The organism is Microcoleus sp. Z1_A1 (assembly GCF_036700305.1).
Lineage (GTDB): Bacteria > Cyanobacteriota > Cyanobacteriia > Cyanobacteriales > Microcoleaceae > Microcoleus.
Map to the genome: position 1 here is coordinate 25,398 of NZ_JAUBOR010000035.1, position 19,529 is coordinate 44,926.

Here is a 19,529-nt window from a genome sequence, read left to right on the forward strand (position 1 = left end):
TTATTTGCACCTGCCTATTTATCTAGGGTCTAACTCTAGATCACTCAAAGTATCTGTCACTTGTCAATGCAGCAATTCCTCTAATTTTTGCTGGTTCCACAAATACTGATAAAGCCCTGTTTGCCCTACCAATTCAAGGTGAGTGCCACTCTGAACTATTTCTCCTTGCTCCATCACAAAAATGCGATCGGCACTAGCCGCCGCCGACATTTGATGCGAGATAAAAATTACTGTTTTGCGATCGGTTCCCGTTGCCAAGTTTCGCAAAATGTCGGTAGCAGTTTGATTGTCAACACTGGAAAGAGCGTCATCCAAAATTAACACCGGGGCGTCAACTAACAAAGCGCGAGCAAGTGCTGTCCGCTGCCGCTGTCCACCGGATAAAGTAATGCCGCGCTCGCCGACAACTGTTTTGTACTGCTGCGGAAAGTTGAGGATTTCGGCGTGAATTTGTGCTTGTTTGGCCGCCGCTTCAATCTCCGGCTGTTCCGCTAAAGGGTTTCCGTAGCGGATGTTATTCTTGATGGTAGTGCCGAACAGAAAACTTTCTTGCGGAACGTAGGCGATCGCCCCGCGCAATTCGGTCAATTTTACCTTGGTAATATCCTGTCCGTCTACAAATAACTCGCCCGGATCGATATCTAGCAAGCGTGGCAGCGCATTAGCTAAAGTTGATTTTCCTGAGCCTATCGCCCCGACAATTGCGACAGTTTCTCCCGGTTTTATGGTAAAATCAACATCTTTAAGCGCGGGTGTCTTAGCGCCCGGATAAGTATAATTTAGATGGCGAGCCGCAATTTCGCCTTTGACTGGAGTTGCAAGTTCAACTGCATCGAGAGCATCCTTAATTTGCGGTTCCACCGTCAGAATTGATTCGATGCGATCGACACTCACTTCTCCCCGCTGGTAAGCAGTAATTGTGAAACCCAACAGCGCCGTCGGAAACACCAAACGCTCGACATAAATCAGCAACGCTACAAAATCGCCAATGCTAATTTGACCATTAGCAATTGCCCCGCCACCAGCAGAAAGCAGCACCAACAAACTAATGCTTGCCAAACCGCCCAGCAGCGGAAAAATAAAGTTTCTAGTTTTTGCTAATTCCAAATTTGCTGATAGCAACTTCGCATTGGAATTGCGAAAAGCTCGGCGTTCGTTTTCTTCTTGAGCGTAGATTTTAATTACGGACATCCCGCTCATATCTTCCTGAATTAAATCGCTCATCGCCGACAATTCCTCTTGCACGGCTAACTGTTGGATGCGAAGTTTGTCGCTAAATAACTGTACCAAAACCAGCATTAAAGGATAAACTGCGATCGCAAACAGTGTCAGCCTTACATTAATCCCCAGCATCACCGGCAAAGTCAAAGCATAGGCAAATGCCGTATTCGCCAAACTCAGCACCGCAAACCCCACCAAGCGCCGAATATTGTCCAAATCGGAAGTAGCGCGGTTAATTAAATCTCCTACCGTATTGGCTGCAAAATAAGACGGTTCTAATGTTAATAAATGATTAAATATTTGCTGTTTGAGGTCAAATTCGACTTGACGCCCGACGCCAAACAGCAAAATCCGCGACGCCATCCGAATCACCCACATGATTGAGGCGAGAATCAGAATTAGTGCCACGAAATTGAAAACTTCGTCAAATTTAGTCGCCACTTGCAGAGTGTCAACTGAATTCCGAATCAGCAGGGGGATGTAAACGCCCACAGCATTGACAACTAATAGTGAAAAAACGCCCCAGAAGGTTGGTTTCCAGTGCGGGCGCATATAAGAGCCGAGTTTTTGCAGTCGAGAATAACGAGCCATTTGTTAGTGCGTAATTTGAGATTGATTGAGGAAAGGAAGAAGGTTCGGCAACGAGCAATGTACGGGATGTAACGGATGGATGCTGAAGGAAGAAGGAGTCTTCCCCAAGGTTTTCAGCAATTAAGAACGTGCTAATAGTCTTGGCGGTTGCTATAGGGATGAGAATTAAATAAAATCCACTTTTCATGACTGTTGTGGGATGGGCGTCCCGCCCGTCTATTGGGGACGGGCGGGACGCCCATCCCACAAGAAAAAAGGGAAATTATTTAATTGACGATCCATAGAAGGTAGAAATCTGAAAAAATAATAGAAGCTCTATCGAAAGGTAGATGACCGAAAACACAAGTTAAGAAATTTTTAATAAAAAATCTGCTTTGGGATAACGCGCCATCAAAATTGGGTTTAGGCCTGAACCAAAACCTGATTATATCGATATGTAACAAACCACATTATTATATCTGTGGCGACACGAGATATGTGGGGACACGGCATTGCCTTGTCCTTAGCCACCCGGAACGATCGCCCCAATCTCCCATCCGCCCCCCCAATCCCCCACACGGTTGAGGCGCGCTACAATCAAAAATCGATCGACTTAGCACTCAGACTCAGAGAGTGCTAAATTTGCTAATGTAAGCGATTGGAGACAAACATGACAAAAATAGTTGCATTTAGCGACAAATCTCGCCGGGCACTAGAACGCGGCGTCAATCAACTCGCCGATGCTGTCCGCATCACCTTGGGCCCGAAAGGCCGGAATGTCCTATTGGAAAAGAAATACGGCAGTCCCCAAATCGTTAACGACGGTATCACCGTTGCTAGGGATATCGAGCTCGAAGACCCCCTGGAAAATGCTGGCGCTCGCTTAATTCAAGAAGTCGCCTCCAAAACTAAAGATATCGCAGGCGACGGCACAACAACCGCAACGGTTATCGCTCAATCCCTCATTCGCGAAGGTTTGAAGAATGTCGCAGCAGGCGCAAACCCAGTCGCGCTGCGCCGGGGTATTGAAAAAACGATCGCCCACTTGGTGCTGGAAATCGAGAAATTGGCCAAACCCGTCGAAGGAAGCGCCATTGCTCAGGTCGCCACTGTCTCCGCCGGTAACGACGAAGAAGTCGGCGCCATGATTGCCCAAGCAATGGAAAAAGTCACGAAAGACGGCGTAATTACTGTAGAAGAGTCGAAATCTCTGACAACGGAATTGGAAGTGGTCGAAGGGATGCAGTACGATCGCGGATATCTTTCTCCGTATTTCGTCACTAACACCGATCGCATGGAAGTTGAGTACGAAAACGCTCGCATCCTGATTACCGACAAAAAAATTAGCTCAATTCAAGAACTAATTCCAGTTCTCGAAAAAATCGCCCGCACAGGTCAACCGCTGCTAATTATCGCCGAAGATATTGAAGGCGAAGCTTTGGCAACTCTGGTAGTCAACAAAGCCCGCGGCGTATTGAACATCGCAGCAACCAAATCTCCTGGTTTTGGCGATCGACGCAAAGCTATGCTTCAAGATATCGCCGTACTCACCGGCGGTCAACTGATTTCTGAAGAAGTCGGACTCAGCATCGATACCGCAACCCTAGAAATGCTCGGTACCGCCCGCAAAATTACGATCGACAAAGAAAACACCATCATTGTTGCTGGCGACGAACACAAAGCTGACGTGCTAAAACGGATCGAGCAAATCCGCAAACAGCTAGAAGCGACGGATTCCGACTACGACAAGGAAAAGCTAACCGAACGCATCGCCAAACTCGCCGGCGGCATCGCTGTAATTAAAGTCGGCGCAGCTACCGAAACCGAGCTCAAAGACCGTAAACTGCGTATTGAAGACGCTCTGAACGCTACTAAAGCTGCTGTGGAAGAAGGTATCGTTGCCGGAGGTGGCACGACCCTAATTCACCTGATTACAAAAATAGATGCGATCAGAAATACTTTAGACACCGAAGAACAAGTAGGCGCTGACTTGGTGAAGAAAGCTTTGGAATCACCTTTGCGTCAAATCGCTGATAATGCCGGCGTTGAAGGTTCGATCGTCATCGAACGAGTGCGGGCGAGCGAGTTCAACGTTGGCTACAACGCTCTCACCGACGTGTACGAAGATATGATTGCCGCCGGGATTATTGACCCGGCTAAGGTAGTGCGATCGGCTTTGCAAAATGCCGGTTCCATTGCTGGCATGGTGTTGACCACTGAAGCTGTGATTGTCGAAAAACCCGAGAAGAAAAAAGCCGGTGGCGACATGGGCGACATGGGCGGCATGGGCGGCATGGGCGGCATGGGCGGCATGGGCGGCATGGGCGGCATGGGCGGCATGGGCATGATGTAGTCTTCAGCCATAAGCACCATGCGTGTAAACAAGCGCGTCTTATGTACTACCCGTCTACTGTTTGACGATTAAGGCAGCTTATCCCCCCGGCATCCTGATAGTCCGGGGGGATTTTTCATTCTCTTGTAGGGGCAATCCCCCGTGGTTGCCCCAATATTTGAAACACCGATTCCCTCGTCCGTGGAGGGGGTCGGCACGGGCACTACCCCTACAAAAGCCTGATTTTCATGAGAATGAAACAGCCCTGCTTCTTAAGGGAGATGCAATGGGGCTCGGCATTAAGCTATAAGCGATAGTTCTCAGGGATTTTAAGCTGAAGTTGCCACCTATGCAGTGCGGGCCCTCTCGGTCAACTAAAATCCTTTCCAGAAACCGCGTCTCCCCCTCTCCCCTTATCCTTTAAGACGACGGAGTTACATTGTTGCTGTGCAAGTCTTGAGGAGATTGAAACAGAGTTTCGAGATAAACTCTCGCAGCTTGGCGATAACTGCGCGAAGCTTCAGGCGTACCGCTATCGGCATTCTGCAACAAAAACAGCGACAGGGCGGCGCAAAATACTCGGTCTAGATCCCATTCAGGATGGGTTTCCAGGTAAGTTTTGAGAGAATCGTGCAGCGTTTCGGGAATTTCAGCAAAAATACTGACTGTTGGGTTGATCATTTTGTTTAGTCTCGCTAATAAATTGAAAACAGAACCCCCCTTCGGCCGGATACAGGTGCAGGCACAGCCGAAATCAGAGCGCTTTTTTTTAGGTCGGTCGCATCATTGTGCGCTATGGGGGGGTGGGTTTGTCAATGTTGCGAAATATTACAAAGTCCTTTAGATAAAAAAAAGGTTTACCAAATAATCAGCTTTTCAGGGATTTTTTTGTTACATATCTTTATGTGTTGGGGGGTTTATGAGGAATTAGCCAGCAAGTTAAGGAAATCCCCAATTCCGCAGCAAGATGCTACCGTGCCGTTAATTTCTGTGGAAAACTTTGTCGGATCTGTGGAAAACCTCAGACTTGCCTGTGGAAACGCTGTGGAATGTTTAGGGAAAAGTCAGGGAAAAAATAAGAATTGCAAAGGGCATGGGGCATGAGGCATGGGGCATGGGGCATGGGGCATTGTTGACTGTTGACTGTTGACTGTTGACTGTTGATTAATGTTATTGGTTATTTGTTATTAGCCACTGCAAAGGATTAACCACTGACAACTGACAACTGACAACTGACAACAGTCAACTGACTAAGTGCCACTCTGCTGCTTTTTGGCGGATGGTTGCCAATTCTGCCGGCGGCATTTTGTCGAGATTGGCTAAGATAAAGCTCATGCGACCGATCGACTGAAGTTTGTCCCGGTGGCGCGCTAGGAAATCCCAGTAGAAGAAGTTGAAGGGACAGGCGTTTTCGCCCGATCGCACAGTGCGATCGAATTTGCACCCCCGACAATAATCGCTCATTTTATTGATGTAATTGGCAGAAGCAGCATAGGGCTTCGAGGCCAACACACCGCCGTCAGCAAACAAACCCATGCCCAGCACATTAGTCTGCATTACCCAGTCGTAGGCATCCACAAACGCACTGTGGAACCATTTTTCTAGCTCCTGGGGCGAGATTCCCGCAATTAGACCAAAATTGCTCAAAATCATCAACCGCTGGATATGGTGCGCGTAACCGCTGCCTTCGACTTGAGTTAAAACTTGGCGCAAACAGTTCATATCTGTTTTACTAGCGTCCCAAAAAAACTCCGGCAGCGGTTGAGTGTGGTTGAACCAATTCTTTTCAAAATAATCAGCATCCACGTAAAAATACACACCGCGAATGTATTCTCGCCAGCCCAGAATTTGGCGGATAAAACCTTCGACGCCGTTTAAATTTAAGTTTTTTTCGAGGTAGGCTGTTTCGGCGGCTTGAATAACTTCTAAAGGATGAAGTAATCCAATATTGAGATACGGAGAAATTAGGGAATGCCACATTGTTTCCTCCCCCGTTACCATCGCGTCTTGATAAGGGCCAAAAGCGGGGAGACACTGTTGGATGAAATTATCTAATACTTGCAGTGCTTGCTCTCGTGTAACCGCCCAGCGAAAAGGTTCAATGTTTCCGTAAGTTGGGAAAGATAGAGATTTAACTTGTGCGATAACTTCTTGAGTTATGGCGTCCGGTTCAAACCAGAGAGGTTTCGGTGTATCCAGTTTTCCTTTGGGTGGCTGACGATTTTCTTTGTCAAAATTCCACTTCCCTCCCACAGGTTTATTGCTGCTATCCATTAAAACTTGAAAACGCTGGCGGCTGGCTCGATAGAAGTCTTCCATTAACAAACGTTTGCGGCTTGAAGCCCAATCTTTGAATTCTGTTTGTGTCCAGAGGAATTGATTGTTGGGAATTATGGTTATTGGACAGGGGAGTTGCAAGTTTTGAACGAGCTGTAAAAAAGGTCGATCGTTCGGAGCCATTACCCGCACTTCGGTGATGTTGTGAGCTTGTATCCAAGCTTTTAGAGGTGCTTCAAAGTCCTCCGATTTTGTGTAAGTAACTTGCCATCCACTGCCGCGCAATTCTTTAGCGAAGTGCCGCATGGCCGACCAAATTAATACTAATTTTTGTTGGTGGTAGCGCCGCTGTTGAACGTGCTGCCAAGATTCAATTAAAATTATCGGTAGGGAGGGTTTATCATCTGTGCGGTTGAGAGCAGCTTGGTTCTCCCACAGTTGATCGCCTAAGATCCAAACGCCAACAGTCATTTTACTTGTTTTTTAGTGAAACTTATTTTTTACTTTTTATGATGCCTGGTGGTCTAGTCAAGAAACTTAATTTATTGACAACTCACAACTCATAAGTTTTCAGGACAACCTGAAAACTTACTAGAGCATAACATTGATTTCCAAAGATAGGGACACCGACCAGCAAATTTAAATTTTATGTCCGTGTATCCTTCAGATGTTAATAACTTGGTCAGCGTATCTACTGAAAAAAATTTAATGTGACCGTTATCCCAAAGCACGGTAAAATGTTGATCTAGTTTGCCAGAAATCGCTAAGACTAGATTTTTAAAATAGCCGTGATATGGTGTGGAAATAATTAATCTTCCTCCCGGATTGAGGCAGTTTTTTGCAGTTTTGGCTAGTTCTTTTGGATAAAGCAAGTGTTCGATTACTTCAATAGCTAAGACAACATCAAATGAGTTCAGAATATCGATATCTGGGAGGTCGTAAATATCTGCTTGGATAAACTGACAATCGGGGAAACTTTGACGGGAGATGGCAATTCCGGCCGCTGAAGTGTCAACGCCGACAACTTCGCAGCCGTGCTCTGCGATAACGTGACTGAGGCTGCCATTGCCGCAGCCGAGATCCAAAACTCGGAGTTTTGTCTTGCTGGTATGCTGAAGTGTCGCCAGCATTTCTAAAAGGGGAGATATCAAATATGCGTGATGATATCTCGGACGGTTGTTTGTGTAATAATACGTATAATTGGTAAAGTTTTTTTTCATCGATTAAGCTATGGAGATTATTGCCGAGACCGCGAATTTACCGAGCGTGGGTCCACTGTTGGGGCCAAGGTTCCCCACATTACGGTTGTCAGAGTCGATCGGCAGCTCGATCGTCTCATTCTTTTTGTTTGACAGGTGAATTATTTTCACTGAATCAATCGGATGGCAAAACAAATCTTTGACAGGGTGCCAAATCTCACATCGCCCATCTCTGGCCAACCTCTCGAAGGCATTGGGAAAGAAAAAGTCCGATCGAACAAGAATGATCTCTGTACACTAGCCGGAAACCGAACTTTTTGCCTGTTAATTGGGGGCGAGTGCATCTATGCGATTCTAGCTTCAAGCAACGGCGGTATGTCCACCCGACGCTTTTTGCAGCCTGAAAAAATGGCACCTGGGCGATTGGATGCCAGTCGTTCCGAGAATTGAGAAGGGAAGTGTGACCGAAATCACAGGCATTTGCGAAACAAATTGCTGAGCATCTTTGGCCCCACACACTTAGAATCGAGATTATTACAGTGGCTTCTATAATTGTGTTTAAATGTTGTTCGGAAGCTGTGTTGTCCAGTCAGCAGAGCCCCCTAGACAGATTCATGCTTTCGGTCTGGTTTATTTCACTTTAATGGTCGCTGTTGGGTGTTGCACCTTAATTTAGATATTTCCTATGGTTAAGTTAGGTCAATCCTCCTTTCGCCGTATTTTACTGTCGCGGATTTTGTTGCTCAGCGTACCTGTTCTACTGGTGGGGGAGTATGTTACCTATCGCAAGGCACGCTCGACGCTTCTGGAAACTGCTCGTCAAAACTTGACAGAAAGTGCAGTCAGAAAAGCAGACACTATTGAACAGTGGGCGAAATCGCTGAAGTCGAATCTGATCGGCGCTTCGGAAAGCTCGATGTTGCAGTCGGTAGATCCGAAGGATTATCAAAAGTTTATTGCCCAATTAGGGCAGCGGTTGCCAGCGCAGGTTGATTGCTTGCAATTGACTAATTTAAAGACAAATCAAGTGATAGCAAGCACTTGCGGGCAGCAGCCGATTCAGTCGTTGCCGGCAAAATTTTGGCCGCCCGTACAGCAGCAGCAAACGCTGCTGGACGACAAGAGCGTTTACATCAGTCTGTCCTTACCTCCGCAGCGACAGGGGACAGCAAACGATCAGAATGTGACTTTGGGGGCTGAGGATTTTCCCGATGCGGGTAAAGAAGGCTCCGATAGCCAAGCGAGTTTGGTGTTGAGCGCTCCTGTTTACATTCGTCGGGGCAATACCCTGCAGTTGAGTTATGCTTTGAGTTTGCAGTCGGCCTTGCCTGTCCAAACCAGCGCTCCCAAGGGTTCTTTAGCTGGCTATACGGTGGCGATCGACCAAGATGGGACGATTTTGGCGCACCCGAATATCAATCGCGTGGGCCGCAATATTGACCAAGAGGCAGATGCCGCTCGACTAAAAAGTATTGTCAGAAGGGCGATCGCCGGCGGAACAGCTTTTCTCCACCTATTTTCCTTTGAAAGAAATGGTGTAGAGTTGCTAGCAGGATACGCCGCTATCCCGAGTCCTTCAACTACACAGGAGAACAGCAAGTGGATTATTTTAGCTGTCTCTCGTTTAGATTACGCTCTGTCGGGTTTGGAAGAAATTCAGCAAGTTTTATTTAATTTAATTGTAGGTTTGGTTGCTGCTAGTATCATCGCCACTTTATATCTGTCTCGCGACTTGGCGCGTCCTGTGGAAAAACTGAGAGACTACGCGATGAAAGTAGATACAGAAGCGTCGCAGACAGTGCCCCAAGATTTCCAAATTAGGGAATTCAATCAACTATCAGAAGCACTCAACAGCATGGTGCAGCGCCTTAGATCCTGGGCAAAAGAATTGGAAGTCGCCACCAAAGAAGCGCAAGTTGCCAATCAATTAAAAAATGAATTTTTGGGGAATATTTCTCACGAATTGAGAACGCCGCTCAACGGAATTATTGGTTTTATTCAAATTGTGCGGGACGGCTACTGCGATGACCGAGATGAAGAAATGGAATTTTTACAGCGGGCCCACGACTCGTCAATGCAATTGCTCAATATTATTAATGATATTTTGGACATTGCTAAAATAGAATCCGGCACGTTCTCCATGATGTTAGAAGTAGTTGATATTACTCAGGTACTTGAAGACGCGATTGATTTGCAAGCGAGTCCAATCGAGGAAAAAGGCTTGAAGTTAAGTTTGCCAGCTCCTCACGATCCGATTATTGTTCATGCCGATCCGGAGAAGCTAAAACAGGTGTTTTTAAATGTTTTGAGCAATGCGGTTAAGTTTACAGAGTCGGGCAGCATTAATATATCTGTGCGACTAGAGTCGAGAACTAATTCTGGTAGTTTTAACGGCAGTGCTGAAAGTACGACGGGCCCCAGCGGTCAAAGCGATTGGGTGGTGGTGACAATTAAAGATACGGGAATTGGTATCGATCCCGAGCACCAGCAGAAATTGTTTCAACCTTTTGTGATGGCTGATGGTTCTACAACTCGCAAGTTTGGCGGTAACGGTTTGGGCTTGGCTATCTCGCGAAGGATAATGGAATCTATGAGCGGAAGCATTACCCTGCACAGCGCGGGCGTGAATCAAGGTACTACGGTGATGATTTCTTTGCCTGTCAATCAGCAGTCAAGTTTTTATTTTCACAGCCCCGACTTAGTAACGGAAAAGGGAAGTTTTAAAAATTGAGGAGTGATGTTCCCCATCTAAAATCTCAAATCTAAAATGGTATTAGGGGCTGTCCGCCGAGTTCGAGGGATTTGCTCAAAGTGCTGAGAATGCGGATTAATTCGACGGAGGCGGTGCCCGAAGAGGTAAGACAGGGGGTATTTGTTTGCACGGAATTGAGGAAGCGATCGCACACTCGCCTCAGCGGTTCTACTTGTTCTAAACTCAACACTTCGCGGTGTCTGAGGCTCTTTGGCTGCGGCGCGATCGCACTTTCAAAAGAGTTATTCTCTTCGCCTCCCCAATCTGGATTCCCACGCTGCACAATCAGGGGAGTTTCTGGCGACATTTCGTCAAAAATCAAGGTTCCCAAACTGCCAACAACTGTTAAGCGCCGTTGTTTGTCGGGATTTAGCCAGCACAGGTGAATAAATGCTTGAAATCCGTCGGGATAGGTGAGCGTTACCCAAACTAAATCTGCTAGTTTTTCTGCAGGATTAGTAGTCAGCAGTGAAGGAGAAAATTGATTTTCAATTTCTGCTGCTTCTTGATTTATTCCTTCTTCCCTATTTCTTCTTCCTTCTTCCTTCTTTTTGACATCCATTACATCCGTTACATCCGTTACATCCGTTACAGAATCCGTTGCCGAACTTCCCTCTTCCTTCGGAAAAACAGTGCCGATCGCCCTTACTTCAATTGGCGTTTGTTCCAACCAAGTATTGAAAATAGCGATATCGTGAATAGCCAAGTCCCAAAGGGCATCAACGTCATGGCGCACCGGTTCAAAATGGGTGCGCTGGGCGTAACCGTAGCGCAATTTTCCAAGTTGATGCTGTTGAATAATTCTTTGGCCTCGATCGACTGCTGGATGAAACAGATAAGTGTGGTCAACGAAGAGTTGCCGCTGCTGTTTTTCGGCTAATTGACAGAGTTCTATTGCTTCAGTCAGGTTGAGGGCGAGGGGTTTTTCTGCTAAGACGTGGTAGCCTTGTTTCAGCGCTGCTGCTGCGAGGGTGTAGTGTGTGGAAGCTGGAGTGGCGATCGCCACAGCTTGCAGTCCCGGCAAGGCTTGCACTTGAGACCAATCGGTAGCTAGAATCACCGAGGCATCAAGATTAAACTGTTTTTGAACGGCAGCCAATGAATCTCGATTCGGGTCTACCACCGCTAAAACTTGGCTGTTGGGATGTTCGAGAAAGTTGCGAATTAGGTTAACTCCCCAGCGGCCTGCACCCAATACAGCTATTCCGATTTTCATTAATTATAAGTTCAAAAATCGCACAGCAATTTTAGCATATTTTGTTATTATTATCTATGTTTTAACTCAAAAAAATCACTGTTGACTGTTGACTGTTTGCAGTAGTTATTGGTTATTGGTTATTGGTTATTGGTATCAGCTAAGGAATGAGAATTAAATAACTTCCACTCTTGAAAGTGGGATGGGCGGGACGCCCATCCTTTTTGGACGGGCTATAAGAGCCCATCCCACAATAACAATTAAAATTGTAAGTTATTTAATTCGCGCTCCTAACAAATAACCAATAACTGATAACACCAGTCAACAGTCAACAGTCAACTGACTACTCACTACCAACTAATTTATTGAAAGCTGCCTGAGCCGCTGCTTGTTCGGCCGCTTTGATCGATCGACCTTTTCCCTCTGCTACCAACTTTCCCTGAATGAGAACTTCTGCGGTAAAACGATCCTCTCCGCCCTGCACTGTCCCAGTTTCTTGCACGCTATATTTAGGCAAAGTTTTGTATTTGCCTTGAGTCAACTCTTGGAGAGCAGCTTTGTAGTTTTGGCGAGCCGGATCGCTGCGGATTTCCGCCGCTAAGCGTTGAAAGTGAGAATCTAGCCAAGGGCGAATTAATTCTAAGCTTTGGGTACTCAAATAAAGCGCAGCCAGTACCGCTTCCAAAGCATCGGCCAGCCGGGGCTCAGCGCCTGTTTTGTCTGCAGCGGCGCTGCTGGAAACAATTAAATAGCGATCGAACCCGTAACTTTCAGCGATTTTAGCAAGAATGCGATCGCTCACCAAGATCGATCGAATAGCAGCAAATTCCCCCACTGTACAGTCAGGATAAATCTCAAACAACAATTCCGACGCAGCCAGCCGCACTACTGCATCCCCCACAAACTCTAGTTGCTCGTAATTCGCCTTAGCTGACGCGCTCGCATGAGTCAAAGCTAAATCGACGAGATGCCATTTTATCGAAGCATTCTTCGTCAGTCCCAATTTTTCAATTAATGTTTCAAGTTGCTTTTGGCGACCCGGATAAATCATACCATTTTAGATTTTAGATTTTAGATTTTAGATTTTAGAAGTGGGAATCACGGATGACTATCCGGGTTTGGAGCTTTTCAAAAGTTGCATTATTTTTTTTAACAGGTATCAGATTCATATTAATAAAAAAAAATTAGTTTAAAGACTAAATATTCCTCCGGGTGCTTATGGTGCACCTTACCCAAAATCTTCCTCCGGGTGTGCAGTGCACACCTTTCCCAACATAAAACAGGTCGAAAAGATTTGTTGACCTGATTCCCAAGCGGTAGTTTTAATTAAATGGGGGGAGGAAAAAGTCGGACATAAGCCGGGTTCTGTTCTCTCAACTGCAAGCAGTTTTCGAGGGCAGTTATCTATCTGGGACGCCTGTTACCAGACGCCTCAAGCGGTACCAAAAAACGGAACTGGTAAAAAACCAACCATAGTCCCTCCGACCTTGCTCCCAACTGGGGTTTACCGAGCCAGCACCTCTCGATGCTGCTGGTGCGCTCTTACCGCACCTTTGCACCCTTACCAAATTAGTTGTTGCTTCCCAGTCAAAAATCCTCAGTTACTTACTAATGGCCAATGACTGCTGACTAATGACTAATTGGCGGTATCTTTCTGTGGCACTATCCTCACGATCGCTCGCACTGGGCGTTACCCAGCAAGTTTGGTTTTTCGGGAGCCCGGACTTTCCTCAGACAAGCTTTCGCTAATCCGCAACCGCCTGCGCCTACTTTTTCCCCAGATTTATTGTACGCGATCGTTCGTCAATCTATTTGGGATTTGAGATTGAATATTTTAAATTGTCGCCCACTTAACTTGGACATTTGTGTTTACTCTCACATCTGGCACTATTGTCAATAAGCTTTTTATGAACAGGCTTTCCGGCCTGTTCCACAAGAGATGAATTTTATTGTGGAACAGGCCGGAAAGCCTGTTCTTGACAATGGTGCAACATTTGTGTTTATTCAAACTCTTGTACGGTGGGCCCGAAAGCCCGCCCAACAATTACAGCATATTCCAGGTTTGTGAAGTACACCTCAGAAACCGGGTTTCTTTACAGTTCTAGCCTTTAAACTGATTCTGTTCAAGAAACCCGGTTTCTCTGTACTACACATATATGGAATATGCTGTAAATTTCCCTGCAACTCCCTTAAAATCACTCACGGATGAATCAGGGGGCACAAAAGTTGGCAATTATCATCCAAGGATTTATCGCACGGATTCAACTAGGGGCAGGAAACCTTTTCACCTAACAGGATTTTGAATTCTTCAATCTTTAATACCCAATCTCAAATCTTCAATTCGGTTACTTTAATGAGTCATCTTTGATAGTAGAAAAATTATCAAACCAGCCGCGGCGCCAGAAAAAGTAAACTAAACCAGATGCGATTCCTACCATAACAGCCCAACACAGCGGATAGCCAAAATACCAATTCAGCTCCGGCATATTCAAGGGCGATTTCTCTGTATTGAAATTCATCCCGTATACTCCCGCCACAAAAGTTAGAGGAATAAATATACTCGAAATTACCGTCAGCAATTTCATGATTTCATTCATTTTATTACCAACCGAAGACAAGTAAACATCCATCAAACCAGAAGACAACTCTCGATAGGTTTCCACCATATCCATCACCTGCACCGTGTGATCGTAACAGTCCCGCAGGTAAATTCGCACCTCTGGACTAATCAAATCACTACTATCTCGAATCAAAACATTAATTGCATCCCGCTGCGGCCAAATGGCGCGGCGCAGCGTCAGCAATTCTCGCCGGATTTTATAGATTTTTTCCAGGGTTTTGCGGGTGGGGTTCACCACCACTTCATCCTCTAATTCTTCAATGCGCTCTCCGTAAACTTCTAATACAGGGAAGAATCCATCTATAATCGAATCTAACAGAGTATAAGCCAGATAATCTGCGCCGTGTTTGCGAATCATTCCTTGTCCTTTACGAATGCGATCGCGCACTGGTTCAAAACAATCATAGTCCGGTTCTTCCTGAACAGTTAGCAGGTAATGCTTGCCCAAAATAAAACTTACTTGTTCTTTATGAAAAGTATCTGATTCTGGATGCAGCATCACCATCCAAGCAATGATTAAAAGATGTTCTTCATAGTCTACTACTTTCGGTCGCTGGGGAACATTAACTACATCTTCCTGAGCCATTACGTGCAAATTAAATACTTCGGCCATTTGCCGCCAAGTTTCTTTGTTTCCTAATCCCAACATATCAACCCAAGAAACAGATGCTGTATCTAAATACGCAGCCGCTTTTTGAGGATTTGCCAAGTGGGCGCGAGTAGCTGCTGTGTCGCAATAGTCAATTAATACAATCTCCGGAGGCGGCGCATCGGGTTCTAAGTCGAGAGTTCCCGGCGGAGCCCCCTGATCGTCATAAAAATAGTCAACATAGGAATCATCATCATTATCTTCTTCTTCTTTAATTTGTTTGGCAACGGCACTAGAAGTATGTATGTTTTTGTATACCATGCTAATATTCCTGACTTTTAGAACCTTTAATTAGATTATCATTTTTCTGGTGCAACTACCAATTACCAATGACTAATTACCTCTGCCGAATTGGAATCTCGATCGCAAATTCAGTTCCCTCTCCAGGCGCGGAAATGCAATGCAGCGTCCCTCCGTGTCTTTCCACCACAATCTGATAGGAGATAGACAGTCCCAAACCTGTACCTTTGCCTACTGGTTTAGTAGTAAAAAACGGGTCAAATACCCGACACTTAACAGGCTCTGCCATGCCATACCCGTTATCTGAAATTACGATCGCCACCCGATTGTTCTCCAGCAACTCCGTGCGAATCCGAATCCACGGCAATGCCGCGCAACTTAAAGGTAAACTAGGAAAATCTTGCCGCTCCTCTTCCGAATAACTAGACAATTCCAACTTCCGCTGCCTGACATCTGCTAAAGCATCAACAGCATTATTTAAAATATTCATAAACACTTGATTTAACTGTCCCACGTAGCACTGTATCTGCGGCAGTTTCCCATATTCTTTAACTATTTGAATAGGACGATTTCTGCCATTTTCTTTAATCTTGTGTTGCAAAATCAACAGAGCACTGTCTATTCCTTCGTGAATATTAACACGCTTAAGATCGGATTCTTCCAGGCGGGAAAAGTTACGCAAAGACAGAACTATTTGGCGAATTCTATCTGCTCCGGTTTGAATTGAGCTCAGCAGGTGCGGGAAATCCTCTTTCATGAATTCCAGTTCTATTTCTTCTGCCAATTCTTGGATAACCGCCACAGGTTCCGGGTAGTGTGCTTGGTACAAACTGCACAGTTGCAGCAAGTTTTTGGCATACTCACTAGCGTAAGTGATATTACCGTAAATAAAACTAACAGGATTATTGATTTCGTGAGCAATTCCCGCCACTAGCTGTCCCAAACCAGACATTTTTTCCGCTTGAATTAGTTGAGCTTGAGTCCGGCCTAATTGTTTCAATGTTTGCTCTAGCTGGCGATTTTTATGTTTTAATTGAGCTTCGGCTTGTTTGCGCTTGGTAATATTGCGAGCTAGAATAATAATCTGATCTGAATTAAACGGCAACAGTCGGGCTTCATAAGTTGTTTCTCCTTCCGACATGGAAAGCGAATATTCTATATCGATGGAATTTCTTGTTTCGGAAACTTCAAAGATTGCTTGGGTAAATTGGCAGGCGACATTGTGTGGCAATATGTCTGTCATTCGTTGACCAATAAAATGTTCGGGAGGCACGTATAAAACCGAGGAAGTTCCTGACAAATAATCCACGATTTTACCGTCAGCATCTAGTCGAAAATACAAATCAGGTAAAGCGCGAAAAACAGCTTCTAACTCTAAAGTTTTTTGGCGCAATGCTTCCTCTGCGTAGTACCGATCGCTAATATCAAAAATCACCCCGTCCAAATAGCAAACGTTTCCCTCTGCGTCGAACACAGGAGAACCCTTATCCCAAACCCATTTAACCGTGCCGTCTGCTGCGAGCAAGCGGTATTCCAAGTTATAAGACTCTTTGTTTTCTATGCCTTGCCGAATAGTTTCTTCTACTTTTGCCAAATCTTCCGGGTAAATAATACTAGCAAAAGTCCGGCTTCTCCTGTCCAAAACCCAAATAAAATCTGCCGCATGGTAGCCAGTTAATAAGTAAACGGCATCGCTAATAAAATTAGTCGAAAAATCGCACTTCCAGCGATAAACCACTCCGGGAATATTAGCTACCAAAGACCTAAATCTTGATTCACTTCTACGCAAAGCTGCTTCCGATTCATGTCTTTCTGTAATATCGTGAGCGAAAGCTAGCACTGCAAATACATTGCCTTCAGCGTCGCGCAGGGGAAGTTTTTGGGTGTCCAAAATATGTACTGAACCGTCTGCAACAGTAGCCATATCGCAGGGATTGTGGATAATTTCGCCTGCCAGTACAGCAGAGTCGTCTGTGCGGAAGCCTCGGATATTTTTGGCAGAATTTCCAAACACTAGCTCTACTGAAAACCCTAAGTCTAAATCAGATTTGCTAAGGATTTCTTCGACTGTTTTACCAATCGATCGAGCGAAACTATTGTTGACCAAAATATAGCAAAAATTTTTGTCTTTGGCAAAAATCCAGTCGCTGGTTTTGTCTATAACTGTACGCAGGAATTGTTCGGAACGTTCGGTTTTTTCCAAAGCTACCTGCAGTTCTAGTTCTAGGCGCTTGCGAGCAGTAATGTTTTCAAAAGCAACACCGACGCAGTTGTTGGGTAATGGAAAAGCTTTAATAGAAAAAGCGCGAGTTATTCGACCCCCTTCATCGCAGTCAATATCTTCAAGTTCTACGGCTTTCTGGGTGCGAATTACCGAAGCAAATGCTTGGGGAATGTTTTTCGATCGCAGGTGGGGAAAAATCTCGTCGATTGTCATTCCCAAAACATCAGCCATTTCTAATCCGGTAAATAGGGTAGCTGCAGGATTGGAGGCGATCGCCCTGAGAGTGCTATCATCGTCTATATTTTCTAAATGGTAGACGTACAAACCAATTTGCATATTCTCCACAATTTGGTCGTAGAGGCGCACGCTTTCGTCTACCTGCCTGCGTTCGGTAATATCTTCAGTAATCCCCAAAACGTACTGAGGACGGCCTGCGGCGTCGAGAATTGGCACTTTGCGGGTGTGCAGTATTCTCATACCTTTGTGGCGAGTTTGGATCGGCTCTTCGGCTATGTCTTTAACATTAGATTGGTTGCGATCGCCTGTCAATATTTCCCTGTCTTGAGCAGTAAAAACATCAGCTTGTTCTTTGGGGTAAATATCGTAGTCATTTTTGCCGATCGCCTCATCAGAGGTAACACCTGCGATCGTTTCTCCCGCTTTATTCCACAGCACAAATTTCAGCGAAGAAGCATCTTTAGCAAAAACTCCCACCGGCAGATTTTCTACTACGGAATTGAGGAACCCTCTCGCTGATTGTAATTCAGCTTCGGCACGCTTGCGTTCGATGCCTAAAGCGATGACATCAGCAACCGATGCTAAAGTTTCCTGAAAAGGTGCACTCAGCGGCTGGCGGCTGATAATTACCATGACTCCCACCAGCCGTTCTTCGACTATCAAAGGGTAGCCGGCGAAGGTTATAATTTGGTTGGGAATTTGGCAATTTGTCGGCTTTTGACTGGTGTTGATAATGGCTACTTCGGACTTTTGCGCCTCTGTTGCTTTCGGGGATTCTTCCTCTGGGAGTCCAAAATTGTTCAGTTCAAATCCGCAGTCAAACTCTGGTTTTTGCTGTTTGGCGATCGAGTTAACCTTACTTTCAATAAAGCTAGCGCGATCGTCTGTGCGGCTGTATATTCCCGATACTGCTTGCAATTGGCAAACATTATGTTGAGTGTTGAAAGTCCAAATTTCCGCCGAAGTGACATCGAGATTTCGCACCAGTGCCTCGCAGCAGGGAAGCAGGATATCTTGAGGGTGTCTGGTGAGGGCAATACCCACATCGGCTACCATTGCTGTGAGGCGAGAAGCTTGGGCTTTTTCTGCTTCCAACCGTTTGCGATCGGTGATATCTTCCACCAAAGAAAGCACAGTAAAAGTGTCGCCGCTGCGAATAATCGAGTTGAACCAGCGACACCAAATTACCTGTCCGCTTTTAGTATAGTTGCGGTTAATTGAAGTATTGCCGTTGCCAGTGGCTAGTTCAAGCTCGATCGCGCTTACAGTCTCTCTATCTTCCTCGCAAACCAAATCTAAATCGCCGAACTGCTTGCCCATCATATCATCGGATGTCCAGCCAAAGATTTCTTCGGCGCGTTTCGACCATTGAACTATCCGAAAATCTTCATCCCAGCCTACCATTGCCAGGGGACTGTTAGCTGCATTCAACCACAGTAAATGGTTCGATCGGCGCAACTGTTGAGTTTTCTGCTGCTGCCAGCGGTAATGCCTGGTGATATCTCTACCGACGCCCAAAACCCGCATCTGCTTGCTAGAGGCATCCACCGCTGGCGTGTAAGCAGTTTCGTAAATTTTAATCCCGCCGTCTGCCGTCGTCACCTCATGAATTGCCAGCCGTTTTTCCCCGGTAATAAATACTTGTTGCAGGCAAGAATCAATCTGCGAGATTATATTTTTAACAGCAGCATTATTGGGATATAATTTTAATAATTCCTGATTAGTTTTGTTGACTATTTCAGCCGGATCCAATCCCATCCAAGCAGCAGCGACTGGATTTATCGATAGGTACTTTTGCTGTCGATCGCACTCTAGGAAAGCATCAACAGAGTTAGAGAAAAAAGACTGAAACGAGTTGATAACTTCCTGCATGGGTATTTTTTCATGAGAAAAGCTTAGTATTATGGAAACCTCGTGTCTTTAGGCTCATATGTTGCACCATTTTCAATAAGCTTTTATGAGCGGGCAGGATGCCAAACCCACAAGAAATTAAATCTTTGTGGAACAAGCCGG

Annotated in this window: 12 protein-coding genes and 1 other RNA gene; 4 read left to right on the forward strand and 9 right to left on the reverse strand. The window is 45.5% G+C overall.

Annotated elements, in window-relative coordinates:
- Positions 1-63: 63 nt before the first annotated feature.
- A complete protein-coding gene (locus tag QT973_RS20665; protein WP_333232791.1) occupies positions 64-1,812 on the reverse strand; it encodes an ABC transporter ATP-binding protein in 1,749 nt (582 codons plus the stop codon).
- A gap of 460 nt (positions 1,813-2,272) precedes the next feature.
- On the opposite strand from QT973_RS20665, the gene QT973_RS20670 reads away from it, so the two are divergent.
- Positions 2,273-2,431 (forward strand): hypothetical protein, encoded by a 159-nt coding sequence (locus tag QT973_RS20670; protein ID WP_333241003.1) that lies wholly within the window; start codon positions 2,273-2,275, stop codon positions 2,429-2,431.
- 30 nt (positions 2,432-2,461) lie between these two features.
- Positions 2,462-4,144, forward strand: coding sequence for a chaperonin GroEL (gene groL, locus QT973_RS20675; RefSeq protein WP_333392083.1), 1,683 nt, complete (start codon positions 2,462-2,464; stop codon positions 4,142-4,144).
- A gap of 399 nt (positions 4,145-4,543) precedes the next feature.
- Here the strand turns inward: groL and QT973_RS20680 are convergent, their stop codons facing one another.
- From QT973_RS20680 to QT973_RS20690, 3 genes are all read right to left on the reverse strand, one after another.
- A complete protein-coding gene (locus QT973_RS20680) occupies positions 4,544-4,801 on the reverse strand; it encodes a DUF2811 domain-containing protein (protein ID WP_050813024.1) in 258 nt (85 codons plus the stop codon).
- A 564-nt stretch (positions 4,802-5,365) separates the two neighbouring features.
- Positions 5,366-6,871 (reverse strand): cryptochrome/photolyase family protein, encoded by a 1,506-nt coding sequence (locus tag QT973_RS20685; RefSeq protein ID WP_333051415.1) that lies wholly within the window; start codon positions 6,869-6,871, stop codon positions 5,366-5,368.
- Positions 6,872-6,960: 89 nt separating this feature from the next.
- Positions 6,961-7,620, reverse strand: a complete 660-nt coding sequence (locus QT973_RS20690; protein WP_333051414.1) for a class I SAM-dependent methyltransferase — start codon at positions 7,618-7,620, stop codon at positions 6,961-6,963.
- A gap of 162 nt (positions 7,621-7,782) precedes the next feature.
- On the opposite strand from QT973_RS20690, the gene QT973_RS20695 reads away from it, so the two are divergent.
- Both QT973_RS20695 and QT973_RS20700 read left to right on the forward strand, forming a co-directional pair.
- The gene (locus tag QT973_RS20695; RefSeq protein ID WP_333233718.1) at positions 7,783-8,049 is read left to right on the forward strand and encodes a hypothetical protein; all 267 of its coding nucleotides are present in this window, start codon (positions 7,783-7,785) and stop codon (positions 8,047-8,049) included.
- A gap of 235 nt (positions 8,050-8,284) precedes the next feature.
- The gene (locus QT973_RS20700) at positions 8,285-10,330 is read left to right on the forward strand and encodes an ATP-binding protein (protein WP_333392085.1); all 2,046 of its coding nucleotides are present in this window, start codon (positions 8,285-8,287) and stop codon (positions 10,328-10,330) included.
- Positions 10,331-10,361: 31 nt separating this feature from the next.
- Here the strand turns inward: QT973_RS20700 and QT973_RS20705 are convergent, their stop codons facing one another.
- The 5 genes from QT973_RS20705 to QT973_RS20725 form a co-directional block, all read right to left on the reverse strand.
- Positions 10,362-11,567 carry a Gfo/Idh/MocA family oxidoreductase gene (locus tag QT973_RS20705; protein WP_333051409.1) on the reverse strand — a complete coding sequence of 402 codons (1,206 nt, stop codon included), beginning with the start codon at positions 11,565-11,567 and terminating at the stop codon, positions 10,362-10,364.
- A 322-nt stretch (positions 11,568-11,889) separates the two neighbouring features.
- The gene (gene rnc, locus QT973_RS20710) at positions 11,890-12,597 is read right to left on the reverse strand and encodes a ribonuclease III (RefSeq protein ID WP_333051407.1); all 708 of its coding nucleotides are present in this window, start codon (positions 12,595-12,597) and stop codon (positions 11,890-11,892) included.
- 288 nt (positions 12,598-12,885) lie between these two features.
- Positions 12,886-13,319, reverse strand: an RNA gene (rnpB, locus tag QT973_RS20715) — RNase P RNA component class A.
- 572 nt (positions 13,320-13,891) lie between these two features.
- The gene (gene corA, locus QT973_RS20720) at positions 13,892-15,076 is read right to left on the reverse strand and encodes a magnesium/cobalt transporter CorA (RefSeq protein ID WP_333051405.1); all 1,185 of its coding nucleotides are present in this window, start codon (positions 15,074-15,076) and stop codon (positions 13,892-13,894) included.
- A 76-nt stretch (positions 15,077-15,152) separates the two neighbouring features.
- On the reverse strand, positions 15,153-19,388 hold the full coding sequence (locus tag QT973_RS20725; protein ID WP_333051404.1) for a PAS domain S-box protein: 4,236 nt from the start codon (positions 19,386-19,388) through the stop codon (positions 15,153-15,155).
- Positions 19,389-19,529: the final 141 nt, after the last annotated feature.